This window comes from Streptomyces sp. NPDC050548 (genome assembly GCF_044457385.1).
Taxonomy (GTDB): domain Bacteria; phylum Actinomycetota; class Actinomycetes; order Streptomycetales; family Streptomycetaceae; genus Streptomyces.
In genome coordinates this window covers 98,320-120,066 of the sequence record NZ_JBITGV010000015.1, presented here as the reverse complement: position 1 = coordinate 120,066, position 21,747 = coordinate 98,320, and the positions used below count along the sequence as shown (strand labels likewise).

General features: G+C 69.8%; 16 protein-coding genes. 5 read left to right on the top strand and 11 right to left on the bottom strand.

Annotated elements, in window-relative coordinates; all coding sequences use genetic code 11:
* Positions 1-14 precede the first annotated feature (14 nt).
* Positions 15-1,862: an N-acetylmuramoyl-L-alanine amidase gene (locus tag ACIBJH_RS34425; RefSeq protein WP_399120835.1), complete on the bottom strand. Its 1,848-nt coding sequence runs from the start codon at positions 1,860-1,862 to the stop codon at positions 15-17.
* A 534-nt stretch (positions 1,863-2,396) separates the two neighbouring features.
* Here ACIBJH_RS34425 and ACIBJH_RS34420 point away from each other — a divergent pair.
* Complete coding sequence (locus ACIBJH_RS34420) at positions 2,397-6,668, top strand: discoidin domain-containing protein (protein WP_399120834.1); 4,272 nt, start codon at positions 2,397-2,399, stop codon at positions 6,666-6,668.
* A gap of 73 nt (positions 6,669-6,741) precedes the next feature.
* Here ACIBJH_RS34420 and ACIBJH_RS34415 read toward each other — a convergent pair whose 3' ends face one another.
* The 6 genes from ACIBJH_RS34415 to ACIBJH_RS34390 form a co-directional block, all read right to left on the bottom strand.
* The gene (locus ACIBJH_RS34415; RefSeq protein ID WP_399120833.1) at positions 6,742-8,094 is read right to left on the bottom strand and encodes a beta-1,3-glucanase family protein; all 1,353 of its coding nucleotides are present in this window, start codon (positions 8,092-8,094) and stop codon (positions 6,742-6,744) included.
* A 137-nt stretch (positions 8,095-8,231) separates the two neighbouring features.
* Positions 8,232-9,581 (bottom strand): D-arabinono-1,4-lactone oxidase, encoded by a 1,350-nt coding sequence (locus tag ACIBJH_RS34410; protein WP_399120832.1) that lies wholly within the window; start codon positions 9,579-9,581, stop codon positions 8,232-8,234.
* Positions 9,582-9,658: 77 nt separating this feature from the next.
* Positions 9,659-10,930 (bottom strand): MFS transporter, encoded by a 1,272-nt coding sequence (locus ACIBJH_RS34405; RefSeq protein ID WP_399120831.1) that lies wholly within the window; start codon positions 10,928-10,930, stop codon positions 9,659-9,661.
* A 41-nt stretch (positions 10,931-10,971) separates the two neighbouring features.
* On the bottom strand, positions 10,972-12,195 hold the full coding sequence (locus tag ACIBJH_RS34400) for an amino acid deaminase/aldolase (protein WP_399120830.1): 1,224 nt from the start codon (positions 12,193-12,195) through the stop codon (positions 10,972-10,974).
* Between the two features lie 46 nt (positions 12,196-12,241).
* Positions 12,242-13,105 carry an SDR family NAD(P)-dependent oxidoreductase gene (locus ACIBJH_RS34395; protein ID WP_399120829.1) on the bottom strand — a complete coding sequence of 288 codons (864 nt, stop codon included), beginning with the start codon at positions 13,103-13,105 and terminating at the stop codon, positions 12,242-12,244.
* 86 nt (positions 13,106-13,191) lie between these two features.
* A complete protein-coding gene (locus ACIBJH_RS34390) occupies positions 13,192-14,163 on the bottom strand; it encodes an SMP-30/gluconolactonase/LRE family protein (protein ID WP_399120828.1) in 972 nt (323 codons plus the stop codon).
* Positions 14,164-14,275: 112 nt separating this feature from the next.
* Here ACIBJH_RS34390 and ACIBJH_RS34385 point away from each other — a divergent pair, with 112 nt between their 5' ends.
* Positions 14,276-15,817 (top strand): succinic semialdehyde dehydrogenase, encoded by a 1,542-nt coding sequence (locus ACIBJH_RS34385; protein ID WP_399120827.1) that lies wholly within the window; start codon positions 14,276-14,278, stop codon positions 15,815-15,817.
* 40 nt (positions 15,818-15,857) lie between these two features.
* Positions 15,858-16,667, top strand: coding sequence for a class II aldolase/adducin family protein (locus ACIBJH_RS34380; protein WP_399120826.1), 810 nt, complete (start codon positions 15,858-15,860; stop codon positions 16,665-16,667).
* Positions 16,668-16,685: 18 nt separating this feature from the next.
* Here ACIBJH_RS34380 and ACIBJH_RS34375 read toward each other — a convergent pair whose 3' ends face one another.
* Complete coding sequence (locus ACIBJH_RS34375; RefSeq protein WP_399120825.1) at positions 16,686-17,324, bottom strand: TetR/AcrR family transcriptional regulator; 639 nt, start codon at positions 17,322-17,324, stop codon at positions 16,686-16,688.
* A 191-nt stretch (positions 17,325-17,515) separates the two neighbouring features.
* Here ACIBJH_RS34375 and ACIBJH_RS34370 point away from each other — a divergent pair, with 191 nt between their 5' ends.
* The gene (locus tag ACIBJH_RS34370) at positions 17,516-18,277 is read left to right on the top strand and encodes a class I SAM-dependent methyltransferase (RefSeq protein WP_399120993.1); all 762 of its coding nucleotides are present in this window, start codon (positions 17,516-17,518) and stop codon (positions 18,275-18,277) included.
* A 6-nt stretch (positions 18,278-18,283) separates the two neighbouring features.
* Here the strand turns inward: ACIBJH_RS34370 and ACIBJH_RS34365 are convergent, their stop codons facing one another.
* From ACIBJH_RS34365 to ACIBJH_RS34355, 3 genes are all read right to left on the bottom strand, one after another.
* Positions 18,284-19,426 carry an ARPP-2 domain-containing protein gene (locus ACIBJH_RS34365; protein WP_399120824.1) on the bottom strand — a complete coding sequence of 381 codons (1,143 nt, stop codon included), beginning with the start codon at positions 19,424-19,426 and terminating at the stop codon, positions 18,284-18,286.
* Positions 19,423-20,847 (bottom strand): hypothetical protein, encoded by a 1,425-nt coding sequence (locus ACIBJH_RS34360; protein WP_399120823.1) that lies wholly within the window; start codon positions 20,845-20,847, stop codon positions 19,423-19,425. Before ACIBJH_RS34360 ends, ACIBJH_RS34365 begins: the two co-directional genes overlap by 4 nt.
* A gap of 188 nt (positions 20,848-21,035) precedes the next feature.
* Positions 21,036-21,458: a YjbQ family protein gene (locus ACIBJH_RS34355; RefSeq protein WP_399120822.1), complete on the bottom strand. Its 423-nt coding sequence runs from the start codon at positions 21,456-21,458 to the stop codon at positions 21,036-21,038.
* A gap of 122 nt (positions 21,459-21,580) precedes the next feature.
* Here ACIBJH_RS34355 and ACIBJH_RS34350 point away from each other — a divergent pair, with 122 nt between their 5' ends.
* Positions 21,581-21,664 (top strand): putative leader peptide, encoded by an 84-nt coding sequence (locus tag ACIBJH_RS34350; protein WP_315986669.1) that lies wholly within the window; start codon positions 21,581-21,583, stop codon positions 21,662-21,664.
* Positions 21,665-21,747 lie beyond the last annotated feature (83 nt).

The following is a 21,747-nucleotide window of genomic DNA, read 5'->3' as shown; positions in this document are numbered from 1 at the left end:
CCGCACCGGTCGGTTCAGGAGACCTGCGAGGCGTCGACCAGGACCACTCGGTGGTTGTACTGGATGGTGTAGTACTTGGCCGCGCCGGTGACGTAGGTGTCGCCCGAGACGAAGAAGTCGTCGGCGCTGACCGGCGGTTGGGTGGCCACGTAGGCCTGGCCCGCCGGGAAGGTGTAGAGCGTCAGCGGCTTCTGCGTGGACGGGGACAGACCGGACGGGTATTCCGACGCCTGCGGGTAGCCGGAGCCGTAGAGGGTGGCGGCCTGGTCGCCGGAGTGGAGGACGGTGGCGTCCGGAGCGGCACAGGTGTTGGCGCCGCCGGGGTTGTAGAACCACACCTTCGCGCCGCTGAACCAGATGGCGGTCCAGTCGCCGTCGACATCGGCGACCACGAACTGCTGGCCCGCCGCTACGGTGCTGCCCCAGTCGTGGATCGAGTCGGTGCCCGCGGCGGCGCCGGGGTGGATGGCCGGGTCGGCGAACAGGGGCGCGTCCGCACTGGCGGCGGTGCGCACGGGAAGGAAGTCGGAGGGCGCCGTCGTCTCGGTGCACTCGGTGGTGGCGCCCGTGGGATCGTCGGCCGGGCAGACCTGGACGGTCTGTTCGTTGGTCGCGAACTCCGGGCTGATGGTGACCGCCGAGCCGACCGTCGGGACGTGCCGGGCGGCGCTGTGCGCGCGGGCCGTCCTCGCCGGGGCGACCATGTTCATGAAGGCCGTCCAGTCCCAGTAGGGGCCGGGGTCCCAGTGCATGCCCCGGATGTAACTGTCCTGCGGGCCGGGCACGTTGTCGTGACCGATGATGTGCTCGCGGTCGAGCGGGATGTCGAACCTCGCGGCGAGGTACTTCACCAGATCTGCCGTCGCCTGGTACTGCGTCTGCGTGTACCAGGTGGCGCCGTGGGCTGCGTAGCCCTCGTGCTCGATGCCGATCGAGTGCATGTTGAACCAGTAGTTGCCGGCGTGGAACGCGATGTTCTTGGTGGGCGTCATCTGCGTCACGGCCCCGTCCGAGGACCGCATGACGTAGTGCGCCGAGTCTCCGCTGCCGGCTGTCTGGAAGGTCTTGATCGCGGCGTCGTAGGACGACTCGGTGTCGTGCAGGACGATGTACTTGATCTGCACGCCGTCGCCGGGTCGGCCCGCCACCTGCCCGTTGGAGGCGGCCGCGGCGAGAAACGTGCAGTCCACCGTGGGCGGGCACTCGGTGTCGGTGTCCGTCGTGGCGGCTTTCAGGTTCAGTTCGGACAGCTGCGCCGTCTCGGGCCGGACCGTGCGCTGCGCCGCGAGTCGGACGTGCTGTCCGTCGACGGTGGTGCGCGAGGCGCCCGACGACACGGTCTTGAAGACGCGGTCGGCGAAGAGCTGCGCGGCCTTCCGGTCCGACGACTGGCTGTACTCGGCCACCGCTCCGTACCAGTCGGCCGGGTCGGCGGATCTCTTCCCCGTCAACTCCTTCTGGTACGAGGCGAGCAGCGCGGCCCCGGCCCGGATGTTCTCGCCGTCGTCGGTGCGCACCTTCGCCGCCGGGGCGCCGGTCAGTTCGGCCGCCGCGTCGAGGGTGTGCAGGGCAGGGTCGGACGTCAGCTCGGCGAGGTCACCACGGCCCGCGGCGCCCGCCGCACCCGCGGACACCATCTTCGCGGTGACGTCCGTCAGGTTCATCGGACCGTATCCGCCCGAGGTGTTGTACTTCCCGTCGTGGTCGTCCCACTGCGACTCCTGGTACGACACGGCCAGGAGCACCGGCAGCGGTACGCCGAACTCCTTCGCCGCGTCCGCGAAGTCGGACTGCCGGTCGGCGGTGGAGGTCTGGGTGGCCTGTGCCGTCGTCGGCAGAACGGCGAAACAGCCCGCGGCCACGAGGCCACTGGACAGGATCCCGGCCAGTAACGTCCGACGGGATCTTTGGCGCGAGGATCGCTGCACGGATTTTCCTTTGTACGTGTCGAAGTGCTGCCTGGTGGAGCGTAGTTGGAGGGCCGGTCTTCGATGCGGCCGACTTCGACGACCGACTCCGCGGATCCTCAAGAACGGCCGTGCGGAGGCCATTCGCTGTTCGCGCAAGAAATTGCGCTTCTTGCGCCCACTTGCACTCTCGCAGCGCAAGGCCACAACCGGCATCGAGTCGTGGACTGACCGCCTGTCCGACGCGACAGTGACGCACGCGCCGTCGCCACTCCCAAGCCATGGGCGCTTCTGGTGAAAATTGTGCTGCTCCGGCTGTAGACCTGTCCATGTCACTCTGCAATATTTCGATGAAACAGCGCAAAAACAAGAGGACATGGCACTCCGCACCTCCCGTTCGTCCCGCACCTTTCTGCACCACTCCGCCAGGAACGAGCCGCCCTCGCCGCCCCCACCGGCGCGCGAACCTCCGCAGGAAGCGACCCCCGCATGACCAGACACAAGCAGAGATCCCCAAGGCGGCGCACAGCGACCGCCGCACTCGCCGCCGCCGTGATGGTGCTCGGCCTGCCCGCGGTCGGCGCACACGCGGCCGGTGGCCCCAACGCCGCGGCCGATGCCAGGACTTCGGCGGGCAGCGTTCGTGGAAAGCACACCGCAGCGAACATCACCGACGGCGACCTCGACACCTACTGGCAGGCCGGGAAGAAGTCGGCCCAGTGGGTGCAGACCGACCTCGGGAAGAGCAAGCGCGTCCGCCAGGTCGTGCTGCGGCTGCCCGAGGGCTGGCAGTCCCGCAAGCAGACGTTCGCGCTCCAGGGCAGCGACGACGGCAAGAGCTTCGCCACCCTCAAGTCGTCGGCGCAGTACATCTTCGGCCCCGCCGACGACAACACGGTGAAGGTCTCGATCCCCGCGACCCTCGCCCGCTACGTGCGCGCCGACTTCAGCGCCAACTCGGTCGCAGGCACCGCCCAGTTGGGCGAGATGCAGGTCCTCACGACCGCCGCCTCGACCCCCAACCTGGCGCAGGGCAAGCCCTTCAGCGAGAGCGGGCACGCGGACGTCTACGGCGCGGCCAACGCCGGTGACGGCAACCGCGACACGTACTGGGAGAGCACGAACAACGCCTTCCCGCAGTGGCTCCAGGTCGACCTGGGCTCGTCGGTGAAGATCAACCAGGTGACGCTGCGGCTGCCCAGCGGCTGGCCGAGCCGGAGCCAGACCTTCAAGATCCAGGGTTCGACCGACAACGCGAACTTCACCGATCTGACGGCCTCGAAGGCGTACACCTTCGACAGTTCCAACGACCAGTCGACGACGATCAGTTTCGACGCGACCACCACTCGGTACGTGCGTGCGCTGTTCACCGCCAACACGGGCTGGCCCGCCGGGCAGGCGTCCGAGCTGGAGGTCTACGGGCCGGTCACCGGCGACACCCAGGCGCCCACCGCCCCGACGAACCTGGCCTACACCGAACCCGCCACCGGGCAGATCAAGTTGACCTGGAGCGCCGCCACCGACGACACCGCCGTCACGGGCTACGACGTCTACGCCAACGGGCAGTTGAGGGCGAGCGTCGCCGGGAACGTGCTGACCTACACCGACACGCAGTCCGCCGCCACCGACGTCACGTACTTCGTGCGGGCCAAGGACGCGGCGGGCAACGTCTCCGCGAACAGCAACAGCGTGACCCGCAAGGGGACGGGCGGCGACACCCAGGCCCCGACCGCGCCGGGCAACCTCGCGTACACGCAGTCGGGCAGCGACGTGAAGCTCACCTGGCAGGCGTCGAGCGACAACGTCCAGGTGACCGGCTACGACGTGTACGCCAACGACCAGGTGATCAAGTCCCTTGCCGGTGACGTGACGTCGTACACCGACACCCCGTCGGCGACGGCCACGGTCACCTACTACGTGAAGGCCAAGGACGCCGCAGGGAACGTGTCGGTGGCGAGCAACAGCGTCACCCGTGCGGGCAACGGCGCCGGCTCCGACCTCGCGCAGGGCAAGCCCATCGAGGCCTCCTCGTACGTCTTCACCTACGTGGCCGCGAACGCCAACGACGGCCAGATAGCGACCTATTGGGAGAGCGGGGGCGGCGCCTACCCGGCCACCCTCACCACCAAGCTGGGTGCCAACGCCGACCTCAGCCAGGTCGTCGTCAAGCTCAACCCCGACCCCGCGTGGTCCACGCGCACCCAGAACATCCAGGTGCTCGGCCGCGACCAGGACGCGACCGCGTTCACGAGTCTCGTCGCGGCGAAGGACTACACGTTCAACCCGGCCACCGGCAACACGGTGACCATCCCGGTCTCCGGCGCGGCGGCCGACATCCAGCTCAAGTTCGCCTCCAACACGGGCGCCCCCGGCGGGCAGGTCGCCGAGTTCCAGGTGATCGGCACCCCGGCCGCGAACCCGGACCTGAAGGTCACCGGCATCACCAACTCGCCTGCCGCACCTGTCGAGTCGGACGCGATCACTCTCTCCGCGACCGTCACCAACAGCGGCAGCAAGGCGTCGAAGGCCACCGACCTCAACTTCACGCTCGGCGGCACGAAGGTCGCCACGGCCGACGTCCCGGTCCTCGCGGCCGGCGCATCGACGACGGTCACCGCGAGCATCGGCGCCCAGGACGCGGGCAGTTACCCGCTCGGCGCCGAGGTGGACCCGTCGAACAAGGTCATCGAGCAGAACGAGGGCAACAACACCTTCACCCGCTCCGACGCCCTCGTCGTCAAGCCGGTCTCCAGCTCCGACCTGATCGCCGCACCGGTGGCCTGGACCCCGTCCAGCCCTTCCGCGGGCGACAACGTCGCGTTCAGCGTGGCGATCAAGAACCAGGGCACGACGGACTCGGCCTCCGGCACGCACGGCGTCACGCTGACGGTCCAGGACGCGAACGGCGCCACCGTCAAGACACTCACCGGCTCCTACAACGGCACCATCGCCTCCGGCCAGACGACCGCACCGATCAGCCTCGGCTCGTGGACGGCCGCCAACGGCAAGTACACCGTCAAGACGGTCATCGCCGACGACGCCAACGAGTTGCCGGTCAAGCGCACCAACAACACCACCACACAACCCCTGTTCGTCGGCCGCGGCGCCGACATGCCGTACGACATGTACGAGGCCGAGGACGGCACGGTCGGCGGTGGCGCCACGGTCGTCGGCCCGAACCGGACCATCGGCGACATCGCGGGCGAGGCGAGCGGCCGCAAGGCGGTGACCCTCAACTCGACCGGCCAGTACGTCGAGTGGACCACGCGCGCGGCGACCAACACCCTGGTCACCCGCTTCTCGATCCCGGACGGCACCGACACGACGCTCGACGTCTATGTGGACGGCCAGTTCCTCAAGGCGATCGACCTCACCTCCAAGTACGCCTGGCTGTACGGCAACGAGACCGCGCCCGGCAACTCGCCCAGCGCCGGAACCCAACGCCACATCTACGACGAGGCGAACCTGCTCCTCGGCAGGACCGTGCCGGCAGGCTCCAAGATCCGTCTCCAGAAGGACGCGGCCAACACCTCCACCTACGCCATCGACTTCATCAACCTCGAACAGGCGACGGCGATCCCGAACCCCGACCCGGCCGCCTACACGGTCCCGGCCGGCTTCTCCCAGCAGGACGTGCAGAACGCGCTCGACAAGGTCCGCATGGACACCACGGGCAAGCTCGTCGGCGTCTATCTGCCGGCCGGCGACTACGAGACCTCCAGCAAGCTCCAGGTCTACGGCAAGGCGGTCAAGGTCGTCGGAGCGGGACCGTGGTTCACCCGCTTCCGCGCCCCCTCCTCGCAGGAGAACACCGACATCGGCTTCCGCGCCGAGGCCACGGCCAACGGCTCGACGTTCTCCGGCTTCGCCTACTTCGGCAACTACACGTCCCGAATCGACGGCCCCGGCAAGGTCTTCGACTTCTCCAACGTCTCCAACATCACCATCGACAACATCTGGGCCGAGCACATGGTGTGCCTCTACTGGGGCGCCAACACCGACAACATGACCATCTCGAACTCCCGCATCCGTGACACGTTCGCCGACGGCATCAACATGACGAACGGCTCCACGGACAACCACGTCGTCAACAACGACGCCCGCGCCACGGGTGACGACAGCTTCGCCCTCTTCTCGGCGATCGACGCGGGCGGCGCCGACGAGAAGAACAACCTCTACGAGAACCTGACGTCGACCCTCACCTGGCGTGCGGCCGGTATCGCCGTCTACGGCGGCTACAACAACACCTTCCGCAACATCAGGGTCGCCGACACCCTGGTCTACTCCGGCATCACGATCTCCTCGCTGGACTTCGGCTACCCGATGAACGGCTTCGGGACCGATCCGACGACGATCGAGAACGTCTCCCTGGACAGAACGGGCGGCCACTTCTGGGGCTCCCAGGTCTTCCCCGCCATCTGGGCGTTCTCGGCCTCGAAGGTCTTCCAGGGCATCCGGGTCAACGACGTCGACATCGACAACTCCACCTACGGAGGAGTGATGTTCCAGACCAACTACGTAGGCGGACAACCGCAGTTCCCGGTGAAGGACACCATCTTCACCGACATCTCCATCACCAACTCCAAGAAGAGCGGAGACGCGTTCGACGCCAAGTCCGGGTGGGGCATCTGGGCCAACGAACTGCCCGAACCCGGTCAGGGACCGGCCGTCGGTTCCGCCACCTTCGTCAACCTGCGGATGAGCGGCAACGCCCAGGACATCCGCAACACCACGTCCACCTTCACCATCAACGTCCAGTAGCTCAGACCACCACCCCATGACGCGGGGCCGCCCTTCCTGACAAGGGCGGCCCCGTTTCACGCTGTTGACGTCCCTACCAGCCGACGGCGACCAGGAGCCACTGCGGACTCGCGTGCGAGATGAAGGAGGACTGGCCCGCGACATCGTCGTAAGGGAAGCCGTAGGCAAGCTGGTTGATGGCGTTGTCGTGCCAGAACTTGGCGTAGTAGTTCGCCGGAGCCGCCTTGTAGAACTGCGCCGGGTCGGACTGCTGCGACGCCGGCAGGGTCGCCACATGGCGGTTGAGGGCGGCGCACATGTTCGGGTCGGCCGCCAGTGAGGCCGCGCAGCCGAAGATGTCGGAGGTCGCCGCGTTCACGCCCACCGACTGGGCATAGGACGTGAAGTAGTTGGCGTTGGCGCCGCCCGCGCGGAAGCTGGGGTCGCTGCCGGGCGCGATGATCCGGTACGGCGCCTGCGTCTGGGCCAGCACCTTGAACTGGGACGGCACCGCGTCGGTGAAGCGCTGGAAGGTGGTCGCGCGGTCCTCGGCGAAGGTCGCCCGGTTCTCGCCGACCTCGGTGTCGTAACCGTCCTTGCTGTGCAGACGCATGGCGAGTTTGAGGCCGAAGGCGTCGACGCGCGTGGTGTTGCCGTTGAAGACGTTGTTGCCGACCGTGAACTCGATGAAGTCGTAGTACGAGCTGGTGGGCGAGCCGAGATAGAAGTACATGCGGCCCGCGGAGTTGGCCGGCATGTCGAGGTAGGGCTGCTCGGCGATGGAGTGCGTCTGCCCGTTGAAGCTCCAATACACCTGGCTGTCGGGGTACTTGCCGTTGGTGCGGTTGAGGATCTTCACCTCCACGGCGTTGTTGGCCGCGGGGATGTCGCTGGTGCTGCCCCAGAAGTCGTCGGGCGGGGTGGTGCTTCCGGGGCCGTAGACCTGGAACTCCCAGAGGGAGTAGCCCCATTGGGTGGCGCGGGCGGTGCCGTACACGCGGACGTAGCGTCCGCTGCCGGTGAGGGTGATGTTCTGGGTGCCGCCCGTGGCGGTGGTGGTGGAGTAGACGGTGGTCCAGGTGGTGGCGTCGGTCGAGGTCTGGATCTGGTAGCCGGTGGCGTAGGCGGTCTCCCAGTTCAGTGAGACGCGGGTGAGTTGCTCGACGGAGCCGAGGTCCACCCGGATCCACTGCGGATCGGCGAAGGCCGAGGACCAGCGGGTGCCGGTGTCGCCGTCGACGGCGGCGCTCGCGGGGAAGGACGCGCTCTCGGTCGAGGACGCGATGGCGGGCCGCCCCTGGGACAGCAGTTGGTCGGCGGCGCGGGCGGGCGAGGGGGTCAGGGCGGCGAAGCAGGCGACGATCAGGACGACGACCAGACCGAGGGCCGTACGGGAGCGTACGGCGGCGGGCGAAGGTCTGCCGGATGTGCCGGCGGTGGTCTGCATGGGGGGTCTCCTCAAGGTTGGGAGCGCTCTCCCCGGGTTGTAGTCGCGCTACTGGGCAGCGTCAACAACTGAAGGCATGACTCACGTCAACTCACCTTGTTCCTCCATGACTTGACGCCTCTGGTATGGACTTTAGATCAGTCGCCCAGCACCCTGCGCAGATAGGCGTTGGTGAAGCGCCGGTCAGGGTCGAGCCGGTCGCGCAGTGCCGTGAACTCCTCGAAGCGGGGGTAGGCGTCCGCGAGGTGGCTGGCGTCCCGGGTGTGGAGCTTGCCCCAGTGCGGGCGCCCCTCGTGGGCGACGAAGATGCGCTCCGCCTCCGCGAAGTACCGCTGATGGGGCATCCCCCGGTAGACGTGGACGGCGACATAGGCGCTGTCACGTCCGGACGCCGTGGAGAGGGCGATGTCGTCGCCGGGCGTGGTGCGGACCTCCACCGGGAAGCTGATGCGCAGCTCGGAACGCTCGATCATGGCCTTCAGTTCGTGGAGGGCGTCGAGGACGGCCGCGCGCGGAACGGCGTACTCCATCTCGATCATCCGGACCCGACGCGGGCTGGTGAAGACCTTGTACGGGATGTCCGTGTAAGTCCTGGCCGAGAGACCCCGACTGGCGATCCGCGCGATCGTGGGGACGGCGGAGGGGATGGTCCGGCCCACCGAATTGAGCGCCTGGAAGACGTTGTTGGCGAGGAACTCGTCCTCGAACCAGGCTCTGAGCCGGCCCAGCGGGGCGTGCGGGCCGACGGTCCGGTTGTTGCGCAGGGTGGTGCAGTTGTCCGTGTGCGGGAACCAGTAGAACTCGAAGTGGTCGTTGTGCGCGTGGAGTTCGTCGAAGCGCGCGGTGACCGCGTCGAACGTCATCGGTTCCTCGTGCGCGGCGAGCAGGAAGAGCGGCTCGACGGCGAAGGTGAGTGCGCTGACGACGCCCAGGGCGCCGAGCCCGACACGTGCGGCGGCGAACACCTCCGGGTTCCGGATCGCGGAGCACGTCAGCAGCGATCCGTCCGCCGTCACCAGCTCCAGGCCACGCAGCTGCGCCGCGATCGCGCCCGACTCGCGCCCTGTGCCATGGGTACCGGTGCTGGTGGCGCCGGCCACGGTCTGCTCCATGATGTCGCCCATGTTCCGGAGCGACAGGCCGTGTTGGGCCAGGGCCATGTTCATCGTCCTCAGCCGCGTACCCGCCTCGACGGTGACGGTGCCGGCCTCGGGGTCGATCGCACGGATGCCACTGAGCCGGTCGGGGCGGATCAGTACGCCGTCGGTCGCGGCGGCGGCGGAGAAGGAGTGGCCGCTGCCCACCGCCTTCACGGGCAGGCCGTCCTCGGCCGCCCGGCGGACGACTGCTCGCAGTTCCTCCACCGAGGCGGGGGTGACGACCCGGGCCGGGCGTGCGGTGACGTTCCCGGCCCAGTTCCGCCAGCTGTCCGGCTTCGGGCTCGGATTGGCTCTGTGCCGGGGCGCGTTGGAGGGGAGCGTGTCCACGGCTTTCCTTTCTTCGCGGGGTTCTTCGCGGGGTTCTTCGCGGGGTTCTTCGCGGGGTTCTGTTCAGGGCGCGGGAGCTACCTGACGGACCGAACGCGGTACACGAGCACGACCCCCACGGTCGCGGCGACGCCGACGCAGGAGAACAGCAGCGGATAGCCGCGGTCGGAGGTGATGAGGAAGGTGGCGATCAGTGGGGCCAGCGCGGGCGGGACGACCGTCCCGATGTTCATGATCCCGAGGTCCTGGGCCCGGCTCTCGGCATCGGGCAGAACCTGGGTGATCAGCGCCTGGTCGACGGCCATGTACGCACCGAACCCGGCGCCCATGACGGCCGACGCCACCAGCGTGACGCCGAGGTCGGGAAAGCTCGCCAGCAGGAACCCGGCCGCCGCCTGGAGCAGCGCCGCCAGGGCGACGAAGATCCGCCGTCGGCCGAGGCGGTCGGACAGCACTCCGGCGACGGAGCCGGCCAGGACGCCGGCCACGAGGTAGAGGGCCGTGCAGGCGAGCAGGCTGCCGGCCGGATCGGAGACCTTCAGGTCGTCGGTCAGGAAGTAGAGGGTGTAACAGACGCCCAGGGAGTTGGCCAGGTTGACCAGGAGCCGTCCGCCGAACGCCCACGCGAAGTCGCGGTTCCTCAGCGAGCGGCCCATGGAGGCGAGCAGGGTGCGCAGCCGCAGCGCGGGCTCGGAGTCGTACGAGGTGTCACGGAAGCGCGCGAGGAACGGCACGGTACAGACGACCAGCAGGGCCGCGACCACCAGGTAGCCGCTGGCCGGGGACAGCGCGAACGCGGAGACGAGGGCGATGCCGACCACCACGCCGAGGGCCTGGGGGCCGTAGATCGCGCTGGACACCACACCGCGCTGGTCGACGGGGACGCGGTCGGCGATCATCGCGGTGAGGCCCGCGGTGGCGGCGCTGAGGCCGAGCATGCTCGCCGACCAGGCGAGGGTCACGCCCACCACCGTCGTCTGCTCGCCGGTGACCGTCAGCCCGGCCGCGAAGAACAGGGCGCCGCCCGCGAGCCAGAGTCTTCTGCGTCCGAAGCGGCTCCGGGAACGGTCGCACAGCGCACCGCACACCGGGAGGGCGAGCAGCGAGACCACTCCGGCGAGGGCGTTGACGACGGCGAAGCTGTGGACCTTGGAGGCGGGGTCGATGATCTCCAGTTGCTGGGGCAGCAGCAGTTGGAGGGGCACGAGACTCGCCATCCAGTACCCGAACCAGACCAGGCCGAACAGGGTGATCCAGCCACGGGAGACGGGCTCGTCCGGCGCATGTCCGGCGTCCGTCGCGACGGCGGCTGCCGACACCGGGGCCGGAGGGTGGAACTCGGTGGGCATACGACCTCCGGGGAACGGAAACGGGCCTGTTCAGGTGCGGATCACAGGAAGGCGTGTCCCTCGCCCCGGTAGGTCGCGACCTCGTCGACGATCTCCGCGCCGGACACCAGGTGGAGCGTGTTGACGCGTTCGCACAGTTCGCCGGCCTTGGCGTGCCGGAACCACACGTGGTCGCCGAGCCGCAGCCCGTGCGCGGCGGCGCCCAGGACCGGTGTCTGGACCTCGCCGGTCCCTTCCCTGGGGTTGGTGCGCAGGCCGTGCGGCCAGGTGAGCGTCGGCTGGCGGTCGAGGCCGGGCGGACCGGAGGCGATCCAGCCGCCGCCCAGCACGGTGGCGATCCTGGGACTCGGGCGGCGTACGACGGACATCACGAAGTAGGCGGCGGGCCGCGGGCGGAAGCGCCGGTAGAAGTCGAAGAGTCCGGGCCCGTAGAGCCCCGATCCGGCACCGATCTCCGTGATGACGTCTTCGGCGGCGGTCTGCTCGACGGAGCCCGTGCCGCCGCCGTTGACGAACTCCAGTGGCGCCACGGCCTCGACGGCGGCGACGACCGCTGCCCGCCGGTCGGCCAGTTCACCGGCGGACACGCGCTGCATGGCGCGGATCGCCGCCCGCCTGAGCAGCGACCCGGGCTGGTTGTCGCCGAGACCGGCGATCTGGCCCTCGTAGGACATGAGCCCGACGAGCCGGAATCCCGGCCGTTCCCGGATGACGCGGGCGAGTGCGGCGGCCTGCCGGGGTGAGTGCACGGGCGAGCGGTAGGGGCCCAAGTGGACGCGGCCACCCGCCAGTTCGAGCGAGGCGTCCAGATCGATGCAGACGCGGAGGTCGGGGCGGGGGACGCCCACCACCTCGTCGACGAAGTCCAGTTGGCCGATCGAGTCGATCATGAGGGTGACGCGTGCGGCGGCCCGCTCGTCCGAGGCGAGGCGTTTCAGCGCGGTGCGGTCCGTCGTCGGGTAGCCGATCACCACGTCCTCGTGGTCCTCGGCCAGCCACAGGGCCTCGGGCAGGGTGAAGGCGAGGATGCCCCGGTATCCCTCGTGGCGGGCGGCACGCCCGATCAGTTCACGGCTGCGGACCGACTTGCTGGCCAGGCGGACGGTCGCCAGGCCCGCGGCCCGGTGTGCCAGCTCCGTGGCGTTGGCGTCGAAGGCGTCCAGGTCCACCACGGCGAAGGGCGGGTCCAAGTGCTCGGTCGCCCCGCTGAGTTGAACCATCCGGCCCTCGTCCGGCCCGGTGACGGCGGATGCGGCCCTTCTCATGACCGGCCTCTTCGTGTCCGGCCGGGACGTCATGTGCGTACTCAACTCAGCGTCCTTTCTGGGAGGTTCGCGGGTTCCCGGCTGCCGGGATCCCCTGGGCGGCGCGCAGCCTCTCCCGCTCTCTGAGGCCTTTGGCCTCGACGAGGGGGATCACGCGGCGCATCAGCCGGGGGAAGACTCCGACGGCCCGCTGGAAACGGCCGGCGAACGGCGGGAACACCACTTCGACCGGCTTGGCGGTCATGGCGTCGACAACGGCCTCGGCGATGCGCTCGGGGGCGTAGGACTTCTCCGCGAAGGCGATGGCGGAGGAGGGATCGGCCATCTCCTGGTCGAGCATGCCGGTCCGGGTGGACGGCGGATGGACGATCGTGAAGTCCAGCGGTCCGTCGCGTTCCTCGATCGCGACGCTGTGGTGGAAGGCCCGGAGCGCGTGCTTCGTGGCGCCATAGGTGGCGTATCCGGGCAGTGGCAGGAACGACGTCATGCTGCAGACGTCGATGACGTGTCCGTGGCCCTGCGCGGTCATGCGCTCGATCGCCGCGCAGACCCCGGTGATGGTGCCGAGCAGGTTGATCTCGACGATGTCGCGGTGCTGCTGGGGGCGGAGTTCGCGGGCGGTTCCGGTGTGGGTGATGCCGGCGTTGTTGACCAGTACGTCGACGGCGCCGAAGCGTGCCAGGGCCGCGTCGAACGCCGTGTTCCAGTCCGCGGGGCGGCGGATGTCCAGGGCGTGTGCGGCGGCCCGCTCGCCCAGGGCGTGGGCCCGGGCCAGGACGGCTTCCTCGTCGACGTCGGTCAGCAGGACGCGATGGCCGCGCGCGATCGCCAGTTCCGCGATGGCCGCTCCGATGCCGCCGGCCGCGCCGGTCACGAGGACGATCTGGCCTTTCTCGGGTGGTTTTGGCATGGCCACAGATTCTCCTGGTCAATCGTCCAAGTCAATTGTTCAGATCGAATTCTGCCGGATTGTTACCGGGGGACGCGCGGCCGGAATCACAGCCGCACCCACTCGATGCGCCCGCCGTTGAGTTCGGCGGCGCGGACGGGATCGTCGGTCGGGACGGTGGCGGCGAAGAGGGTGCGCCCGTCCGGCCCGGCCATCAGGCAGCTCAGGGTGTGCCGGCTGGTGACCACCCGGTCGAGGACCCGGCCGCCGCGCGCGATCCGCACGCACTCGCCGCGCAGGGCGTTCGCGACCCAGACGGACTCGCCGTCGGCGTCCCACGCGATGCCGTCCGGCGCGATCGGGGACGAGGAGCGTTTCGCGATCGCCGGACGGTCGAGGAGCGCCGAGATCCTGCGGGTGATCCGGCCGGCCGCGCCCGGGTGGTTCACCAGGCGCCACAGGAGCGGCGCGATCAGGGGTGCCCACGGTGCCGGACGGGACAGGGTGCCGTCGGGGTTCCTGGAGAAGGCGGTGAGCCGCATGGCCAGGGTCTCGGCCACGATCAGGCTCCCGCCGTCCGGGGTGAGCAGGGTCCCGTTGGGAAAGAGCAGGGGCTCCGTCAGTCCGAGCAGACTGCCGTCCGGCGCCAGGCAGGCCAGCGGGGCACCCGGCGGGCCGGGCGGCGCGTAGAGCATGGAGTTCGGGTGCTCGCGGGAGTGGGCGTGGTAGTCGAAGCCGAAGTTGCCGACGTAGGCGCGCCCTTCGGGGTCGACGAGCATGTCGTTGACCGGACCGCCGACGATGTGCCGCAGATCGGCGTGTACGACCAGTTGGCCGTCGGCCTCCAGGCGGTGGACGCGGCCCCCGTCCATGGACACGACGAGCAGCCGGCCGTCGGGAAGCCAGCCGAGCCCGCCGGCCCGGCCGGGGACCTCGATCACCGTCTCCGGCTCCCCGGCGCCGTCCCATCGGTGCACCGTGCCGTGCGCGAGATCCGAGAACCACAGGGCTCCCCGGTGCCAGCGCAGGGACTCGGGAACTCCCAGGCCGCTCAGTGCGATCGATGTCGTTCTCTTCATCCAACCGCTCCTCCACGTCCACACTTGGACGCTTGTACAAGACGCTTGACTTGTACGAGCGACCGTCTCATTCTGAGTTCAGAGAAGTCAACGTTCCGGTGGGGAGTTTTCGGTGACGCAGAATCAAGCCCTGATGGCGGACGGCCCCCCGGCGGGCACGGGAATCGCGGTGGACAACCCCGCCACCGGAGCGGTCGTGGGCGAAGTGCGCGACACGTCCGCGGCAGAGGTGGCGCAGGCGGTGGAGCGCGCCCGGCGGGCGCAGCGGGGCTGGGCCGAGCTGGACACACGGGCCCGCGCCGCGTTCTTCGCGCGAGGCCGCCGCTGGCTGCTGGCCCACCGGGAGGAGATCGCCGACCTCATCGTCGAGGAGAACGGCAAGGCGCGGGAGGACGCGGTCGTCGAGATCGTCTACTGCGCGAGTGCCTTCGCCCACTGGGCGAAGCGGGCCCGCGGTCTGCTCGCGACGACGAGAATCCGCTCCCTCTCGCCGTTCGTCCTTGGCCGCTCCATGTACACGCGCCGGGTGCCGCGCGGTGTCGTCGGGGTCATCGGCCCGTGGAACAACCCGCTGCTCAACTCCTTCGGCGACGCGATCCCGGCCCTCGCCGCGGGCAACGCGGTCGTCCTGAAGCCGTCCGAACAGACCCCGCTGACCGCGCTGTTGATGGAGCGCATGGCCCGCGAGTGCGGCTGGCCCGAGAACGTCTTCCAGGTCGTCACCGGCGCGGGTGCCACCGGCGGCGCGGTCGTGGACACCGTGGACTTCGTGATGTTCACCGGCTCGACCAGGACCGGCCGCCTGGTCGCGGCCCGCGCGGGCGAGCGGCTCGTCCCCTGCTCACTGGAGCTCGGCGGCAAGGACGCCCTGGTCGTCCTCGCCGACGCGAACCTGGAGCGGGCCGTCAGTGTCACGATCCAGGGTGCCCTGTCCAACGGCGGCCAGATGTGCACCTCGGTGGAGCGGGTCTACGTCGAGGAGCCGGTCTACGACGCCTACCTCGCCCTGCTGCGCGAGCGGTTCCAGCAGGTCACCTCGGGCAGGCCGGCCGGGCTCGGCAGCGTCGACGTGGGAGCCGTCACCTTCCCGCCCCAACTGGCGGTCGTCCAGGACCATGTCGACGACGCCGTGCGCAAGGGCGCCCGGGTTCTCGTCGGCGGGCACGCTCCCGAAGGACCCGGCCGGTTCTTCGAACCGACCTTGCTGGTCGACGTCGACCACGGCATGAAGTGCATGCGCGAGGAGACCTTCGGCCCCACGCTGCCCGTGATGAAGGTCGCCGACGCCGAGGAGGCCCTCCGGCTCGTCAACGACAGCACGTACGGACTCCAGGCCTCGATCATCGGCTCGGACATGAGGCGCGCCCGCCGCCTCGCCGAACGGTTCGAGGCCGGCTGCGTCACCATCAACGACGCCCAGACCAACTACATGGCCCTCGGCCTGCCCATGGGCGGCTGGAAGGAATCGGGCCTCGGCGTCCGGCACGGGGCCGAGGGCTTCCACAAGTACACGCGGCTCCAGGCCATCAGCACGAACCGGTTCCCGATGCGCCGCGACATGCACATGATCCCGTACGAGCCCTCGGCCTACCGGTTCGTCCTCCGCCTGGTGGACGTCATGTACGGAGCCGGCCTCCGCGGCCGTGCCAAGTAGCAGTACCCACCCCGCTGTTCGGATCACGAAAGGCCGGCCCATGACCACGACACCCGAGACGCCCACGCACGCCTCCGTCGCCGCCCTGCCCGAGGGCGTCTTCCTGCCGCTGCCCCAGCAGAACCTGACCTTCGAGCAGGAGCGCGAGGTGCGCAAGCGGGAACTCGCCGCCGCCTTCCGGCTGTTCGCCCGCTTCGGCTTCTCCGAGGGCGTGGCCGGACACATCACGGCCCGCGACCCCGAGAACCCGTCGGCCTTCTGGGTCAACCCGTTCGGCATGTCGTTCAGCCGGATCCGCGTGTCCGACCTGATCCTCGTCGATCACGACGGCAGGCTCCTGGAGGGCGGGCGCCCGGTCAACAACGCCGCGTTCTGCATCCACTCCGAGGTGCACCGGGCCAGGCCGGACGTGGTCGCGGCGGCACACACCCACTCCGTGCACGGCAAGGCCTTCTCCAGCCTCGGCGTACCCCTGCTGCCGATCACCCAGGACGCCTGCGCCTTCTACGACGACCACGGCGTCTACGCGGACTACCGAGGCGTCGTGAACGACACCGAGGAGGGCCGGCGGATCGGCGCGGCCCTGGGCGACGGCAAGGCGGTCGTCCTCAAGAACCACGGACTGCTCACGGTCGGGGCCTCCGTCGCGGAGGCCGCCTGGTACTTCATCACCATGGAGCGGTCCTGCCAGGCCCAGCTGCTGGCCATGGCCGCCGGAGAGCCTCAACTCATCGACTCCGGGACGGCGTTGGCGGTCCGTGACCAGATCTCCGGTCCGTTGCCGGGCTGGTTCCAGTTCCGTCCGCTGTGGGACCAGGTCACGGCGGAAGAGCCCGATCTGTTCGAGTAGGCCCCCCACGGCACGCGACTACGACGCCGGGCTCGGCTCCGCCACCGGGCTCGGCCCGGCTGCCGACGGGGTCCGCTCGCGGGCCAGCGAGAGAAGGTGCTCGCCGGTCAGCCGCAGGACCTCGCGACTCTGCTCGCTGTCGCGGTCGACCAGCCAGCTCAGGGTGATGCCGTCGAGCACCGAGTTGAGGTAGCGGGCCAGCACCGGAACGGGCACGGCCCATTCGATGGCCGCGGCCTCGGCGGCCTCCGCCAGGAGTTCCTCGTGGACCTCGCGGTAGTGCTGGTACTGGCGTCGGGCCAGGTCCTCGAACCCGGCCTGGCGCAGGGCGTAGTGCGTCAGCTCATAACTGACCTGGTGCTCCCCCGGGTTGAGCTCGACCGTGCCCCAGAAGGCACTCAGGCTCCTGGTGATCCGTGATCCGAGGTCGCCCTCCCCCTCGAACGTCCTGCGCGCGGCGGCCACCGTGCTGTCGGTGAAGCGGGTGAGGACTTCCTGCAGCAGTTCCTCACGCGAGGTGAAGCAGTAGTGGAAGACGCCCAGCGGCATTTTCGCCTCGTTGACGATCGCGCGCGTCGTCGCCTTCGCGACCCCCTCGCGGATCATCACCCGAAGCGCCGCCGCGATCAGCTCTTCGCGTCGGTCCTTCGCTGCCATACGAGACATCTGGCCCGCTTTCTGCGTCCGGAACGGAATGCGTGTGCCCTTCATGCTATCGCAGCGTCTTGGACGGTCGACCAACATGACACGAAGCCGCCGTGGCCACGGCCGTCCGCCGTCGGAGTCCGCACGGGGCTAGTGTCTGTCGGGTGAGCACGGACGATGCGAACCGGCGGTGGACACGGTCCATGCCCGAGGCCTACGAACGTCACCTGGTGCCGGTCTTCTTCCGGCCCTTCGCCCTCGACCTGGCGGCCAGGGCGGTGGCGCTGCGGCCCCGCACGGTCCTGGAACTCGCCGCCGGAACAGGGGCGTTGACCTCGGCCCTGCTCACCGCGGTGCCCACGGCCTCGGTGGTGGCGACCGACCTCAACGAAGCGATGGTCACCGCGGGCTCGGCCCGGGAACCGCACGCGGACTGGCGGCAGGCGGACGCCCAGGAGCTGCCCTTCGAGGACGGAAGCTTCGACCTCGTCGTGTGCCAGTTCGGGGTGATGTTCTTCCCCGACAGGCCCGCCGCCTACACCGAGGTGCGCCGGGTCCTGGCCCCGCAGGGGCGGTTCCTGTTCAACAGCTGGGGTCCGCTGGCCTCGCACGGATTCGGGGCCGCCTTCCAGACCGCCCTGGAACGGTCCATGCCCGACGGGGCGCCCCCGTTCCTGAAGGACGTGCCCCACGGCTACGCCGACCCGGCCGTGGTCACCGCGGATCTCACGGCCGCCGGACTGCCCCTGGCCGCCGCCGAGGAGGTCACGCTGGAAGGCGTCGCGGAGTCCGCGGCCTCCGTCGCCACCGGGTTCCTCACGGGCACACCGGTGAGCGCAGCCGTGGAGGCCCGCGAGGACGCCCAGGCACTCCGGGCCGCCGTCACGCAGAAGATGACGGACCGGCTCGGCACGGGCCGTGTCACCGCGCCGATGACCGCGACCGTCTATACGGCGCACCGGTAGGCATGGTCAGGTTCGCCGCCGCTTGCGGTATCCGTCCAGGACGTCCTGGCGGAGCAGGAACCCGAAACCGGCGGAGTCCAGTCGTAGCCCCAACTGGTCGTCGCTGAGGCCGAGTTCGGCCGCGGTGTCCGCCAGGTGCCAGTCGTGGGCGGCGAGTCTGCTGAGGAGGTGTCCGCGGCGGACCTGGCTCTCCGACAGACGAAAGGTCTTGAGGTAGGTGATCCGGCCCCGGTCGTCGGTGATGGCCTCGCCGATGTGGTTGCCCTGCTTGGGGCGGAACTGCGGCAGGAAGCGGGAGAGGGTGAAACGCCCCATGCGGTACACCGACTGCCAGGTGTGCTCCTGCTCCAGCAGTTCGGTCGCCATGGTGGTGTCGTGGAACTGCGCCCAGGAGTCCTCCTGTTCGGCGACCGCCGTGCGCAGCTGGGCCAGGGAGCGGATCTCCGTGTCGAGGACGCGGGCTCGGAAGTCCTGGACCGGCGGCATCAACAGGGCGTAGTGGTGGATCAGTTCGCCGTACAGGTCCTGGAGGAGCGAGGCGTGCAGCGCCCGGTAGTCGTCGGGATGCGGGACCACGAACGCGGCCGCCAGTGCGTCGGAGACGTAGACCATCACGCCGCACTGCCCGGGGTGGATCTCGAAGACGCGCAACGCGTCGGCGAGGCCGCGTACTTCGGCGCCCGCGTAGGCCTCCTCGACGCGCGGGGAGAGTCCTTGGCGGATCGCGCGCTGGGCCCATTCCTCCCAGACGATCGAGGGGCCGCCGAAGTGCAGCGCCAGGTAGCCCTCCAGGGCGAGGTGCATGGGCAGGAAACGCAGCCGGCCCTTGGCCTCACGGCGGGCCATTCTGCGGTGGATGCGCAGGCCCATGGTGGCGGCGGGCACGGAGTCGGTGTCGGCGGAGAGTTGGGTGCCGTAGGCGGCCGCCGGTGTGCCGTCTCCGGTCCAGGTGGCGACGAAGCCGTGCGGGACGTAGGAGATGTAGGCCTGCCGCGGGCCGACCTCGACGAGGCCGATCGTGTCGTCGTAGAGCCGTGCGTTCAGGCGGAGGTCGACGACGGGCTCGTCGCGTACGAGCGGCACGAGGCGGACGCCGCCCCAGATCTGGGAGGGGCGGGTGGTCAGGCCGGTCAGGTCCAGGGTGGTCATCGCGCCTGCTCCTGCATACGGGCCGCCCTGGTGTCCAGGTAGGCGATGAGTTCGGCCAGCCCGGTGCGGCCTTCCGCGAACTGGGCGAGTTCCACCAGTGCGGGAAGGTCCTCGGCGTCGCGGACACCGGCGGTGGGCACGGTCGGCGACAGTCGGCGTACGTCGAAGTCGGCCGCGTCGTAGACCGGGTTGAGGTGCACGATGCTGGTGCGGCGCTCGGGATCGAGCCGGGTCCTGAAGACGCGCAGCACCTCGCCGGCCAGGCCGGGGGGCGCGTTGTCCCAGCCGTCGGAGACGATCACCAGCCGGGTAGGGGCGGTGTCCAGCGCGTCCAGGATCCGGCGGCCCAAGGGCGTCGGGCCGTAGGGACGGGCGAGCAGCGCGTCGGTCCGCCCGGACGTCCAGAGTGCGGTGTAGTCGTCGGCGAGGGCCGCGAGGAGATGGTGGCAGGCCAGGGCGACGGCCAGTGGGCGGCGTCGCTTGTGGACCGAGCCGAAGGTGGAGAAGCTGTCGTCGAGTACGGCGGTGACCTTGCCCCAGCTCCCCCGGTGCGGTCCGGCGACCCGCCCGGCGGCCGATTCCAGGGCGTGGGTCAACTCGGCGCGCCGGCGCAGGCGTTCCTCGACCGGCAGTGAGAGCGCATAGGTCGCCAACCGGGTCAGCGGCATCCTGGCGAGGTCCGCCGGTGTCCCGGTGACGCCGATCCGCTGCGCGGACTCCCGCAGCCGCAGGGTCTCCAGGCGGGTCATCCGCGGGGCTATGCGCTCCAGGAACACCTTCCGGGGGATGCCGTGCTTGGCGGCGAAGCCCTCGGCCGCGGTGTAAGGCAGGTCGTACAGCGCGCCCTGCTCGTAGTGGGCGCGGCGCCAGGTCTCCAGGAGAGGTGCCTCGTAGTGCTTGCGGGTGTGCGGCGCGAAGACGAACGCCCCCAACTCCTCGGTGGCGGGCGCGAGATGGGCGTGGCGGAGGGCTCGCTTGAGGCCGCCGCGGTACTTCACGGCGTCGAACACCGCGTCCGGTCGGGCGGCCAGCCAGTCGCGCATGATCGCGCGGGTGCGACGGTTGTTCACCCGGGCCCGGCGCAGGGCGTCGAACAGCCCGTACACGCGCTGCGGCGGCAGGGTCGCCAGCCGGCCCGCGATCAACCGGCCCTCGCTGCACCGCTGTTCAGGAGTGGCCTCACCGCTCGTCTTCAGCAGGTGCCGGATGACGAGGACCGCGTTGTGGTCGTTGATGTCGAGTGCGAGAACCCCGGCGTACAGGTCGCGGTAGTTGCCCAGCATGTACGCGTGGAGGAAGTCCAGGGACAGCCGCTGCTCGCCCGCGTCGCTGTGGAACTCGCGCTGGCCGGTGGAGGTGATCGCCGCGTTGACGAAGAGCAGGACGTCGTCGGCCGCGATGAGGTCCCCGTACGAATCCATCCGACTCTTCCCCCGTCGGCCCCGTAGGTGTGGACGCCGGCCGGGGAATGGGGGCACGAGCTGCGAATCATTGCTTCATAGGCAGGTTCCGGAAGTCGCGCCGGAGTCCCGCGGCCGGCCCCAGGACCGTAACAGAGCAGGCCACAAGGCCTCCACCGGCTTTCCGCAGGTACGCCACGCCCGAGCCCTCACCCGAGGAAGGACAGCCGAACGGTCCTCTCAGGGTTGTCCCGGTTCGTGTCGACCAGACACACCGACTGCCACGTCCCCAACTCCAGCCGCCCACCCAGCACCGGCAGCGTCGCGTGCGGCGGTACGAAGGCCGGGAGGACGTGGTCGCGGCCGTGGCCGGGGCTGCCGTGGCGGTGCTGCCAGCGGTCGTCGGCGGGGAGGAGGGTGTGCAGGGCGGCGAGGAGGTCGTCGTCGCTGCCGGCGCCGGTTTCGAGGATCGCGACGCCCGCGGTGGCGTGCGGGACGAAGACGTTGAGGAGGCCGTCGCGGCCGGCCGCCACCTCCCGCAGGAAGGCCTCGCAGTCGCGGGTCAGGTCCATGACCCGCTCCCGGGAGCCGGTGGCGACGTGCAGAACTCGGGTGGTGAAGGCAGCTGACATGTTCCCATCCTGGCCCATGCGTCGGGTCACCCACCCGCTCGGGCGACCGGCCCGTGATACGAGGGGTTCAGCCCGCGAGACACCGTTGACCGTGGCACGCCATCTGACCTATTTTCGGCCGCATGTTGCGTTCAGTTCTGCTCACCACGCGCGGTCACATCGACCTGCTGCGGGTGGCCTCCGCCGCGTGTTGTCGCGGCTGCTGACGCCTTCTTCCGCCTCCCCCCTCTTTTCCCGCACTCCGTCGCGCCCGCGCACACCGTCGTGACGCGGCGGCGTTGAGGCGCAC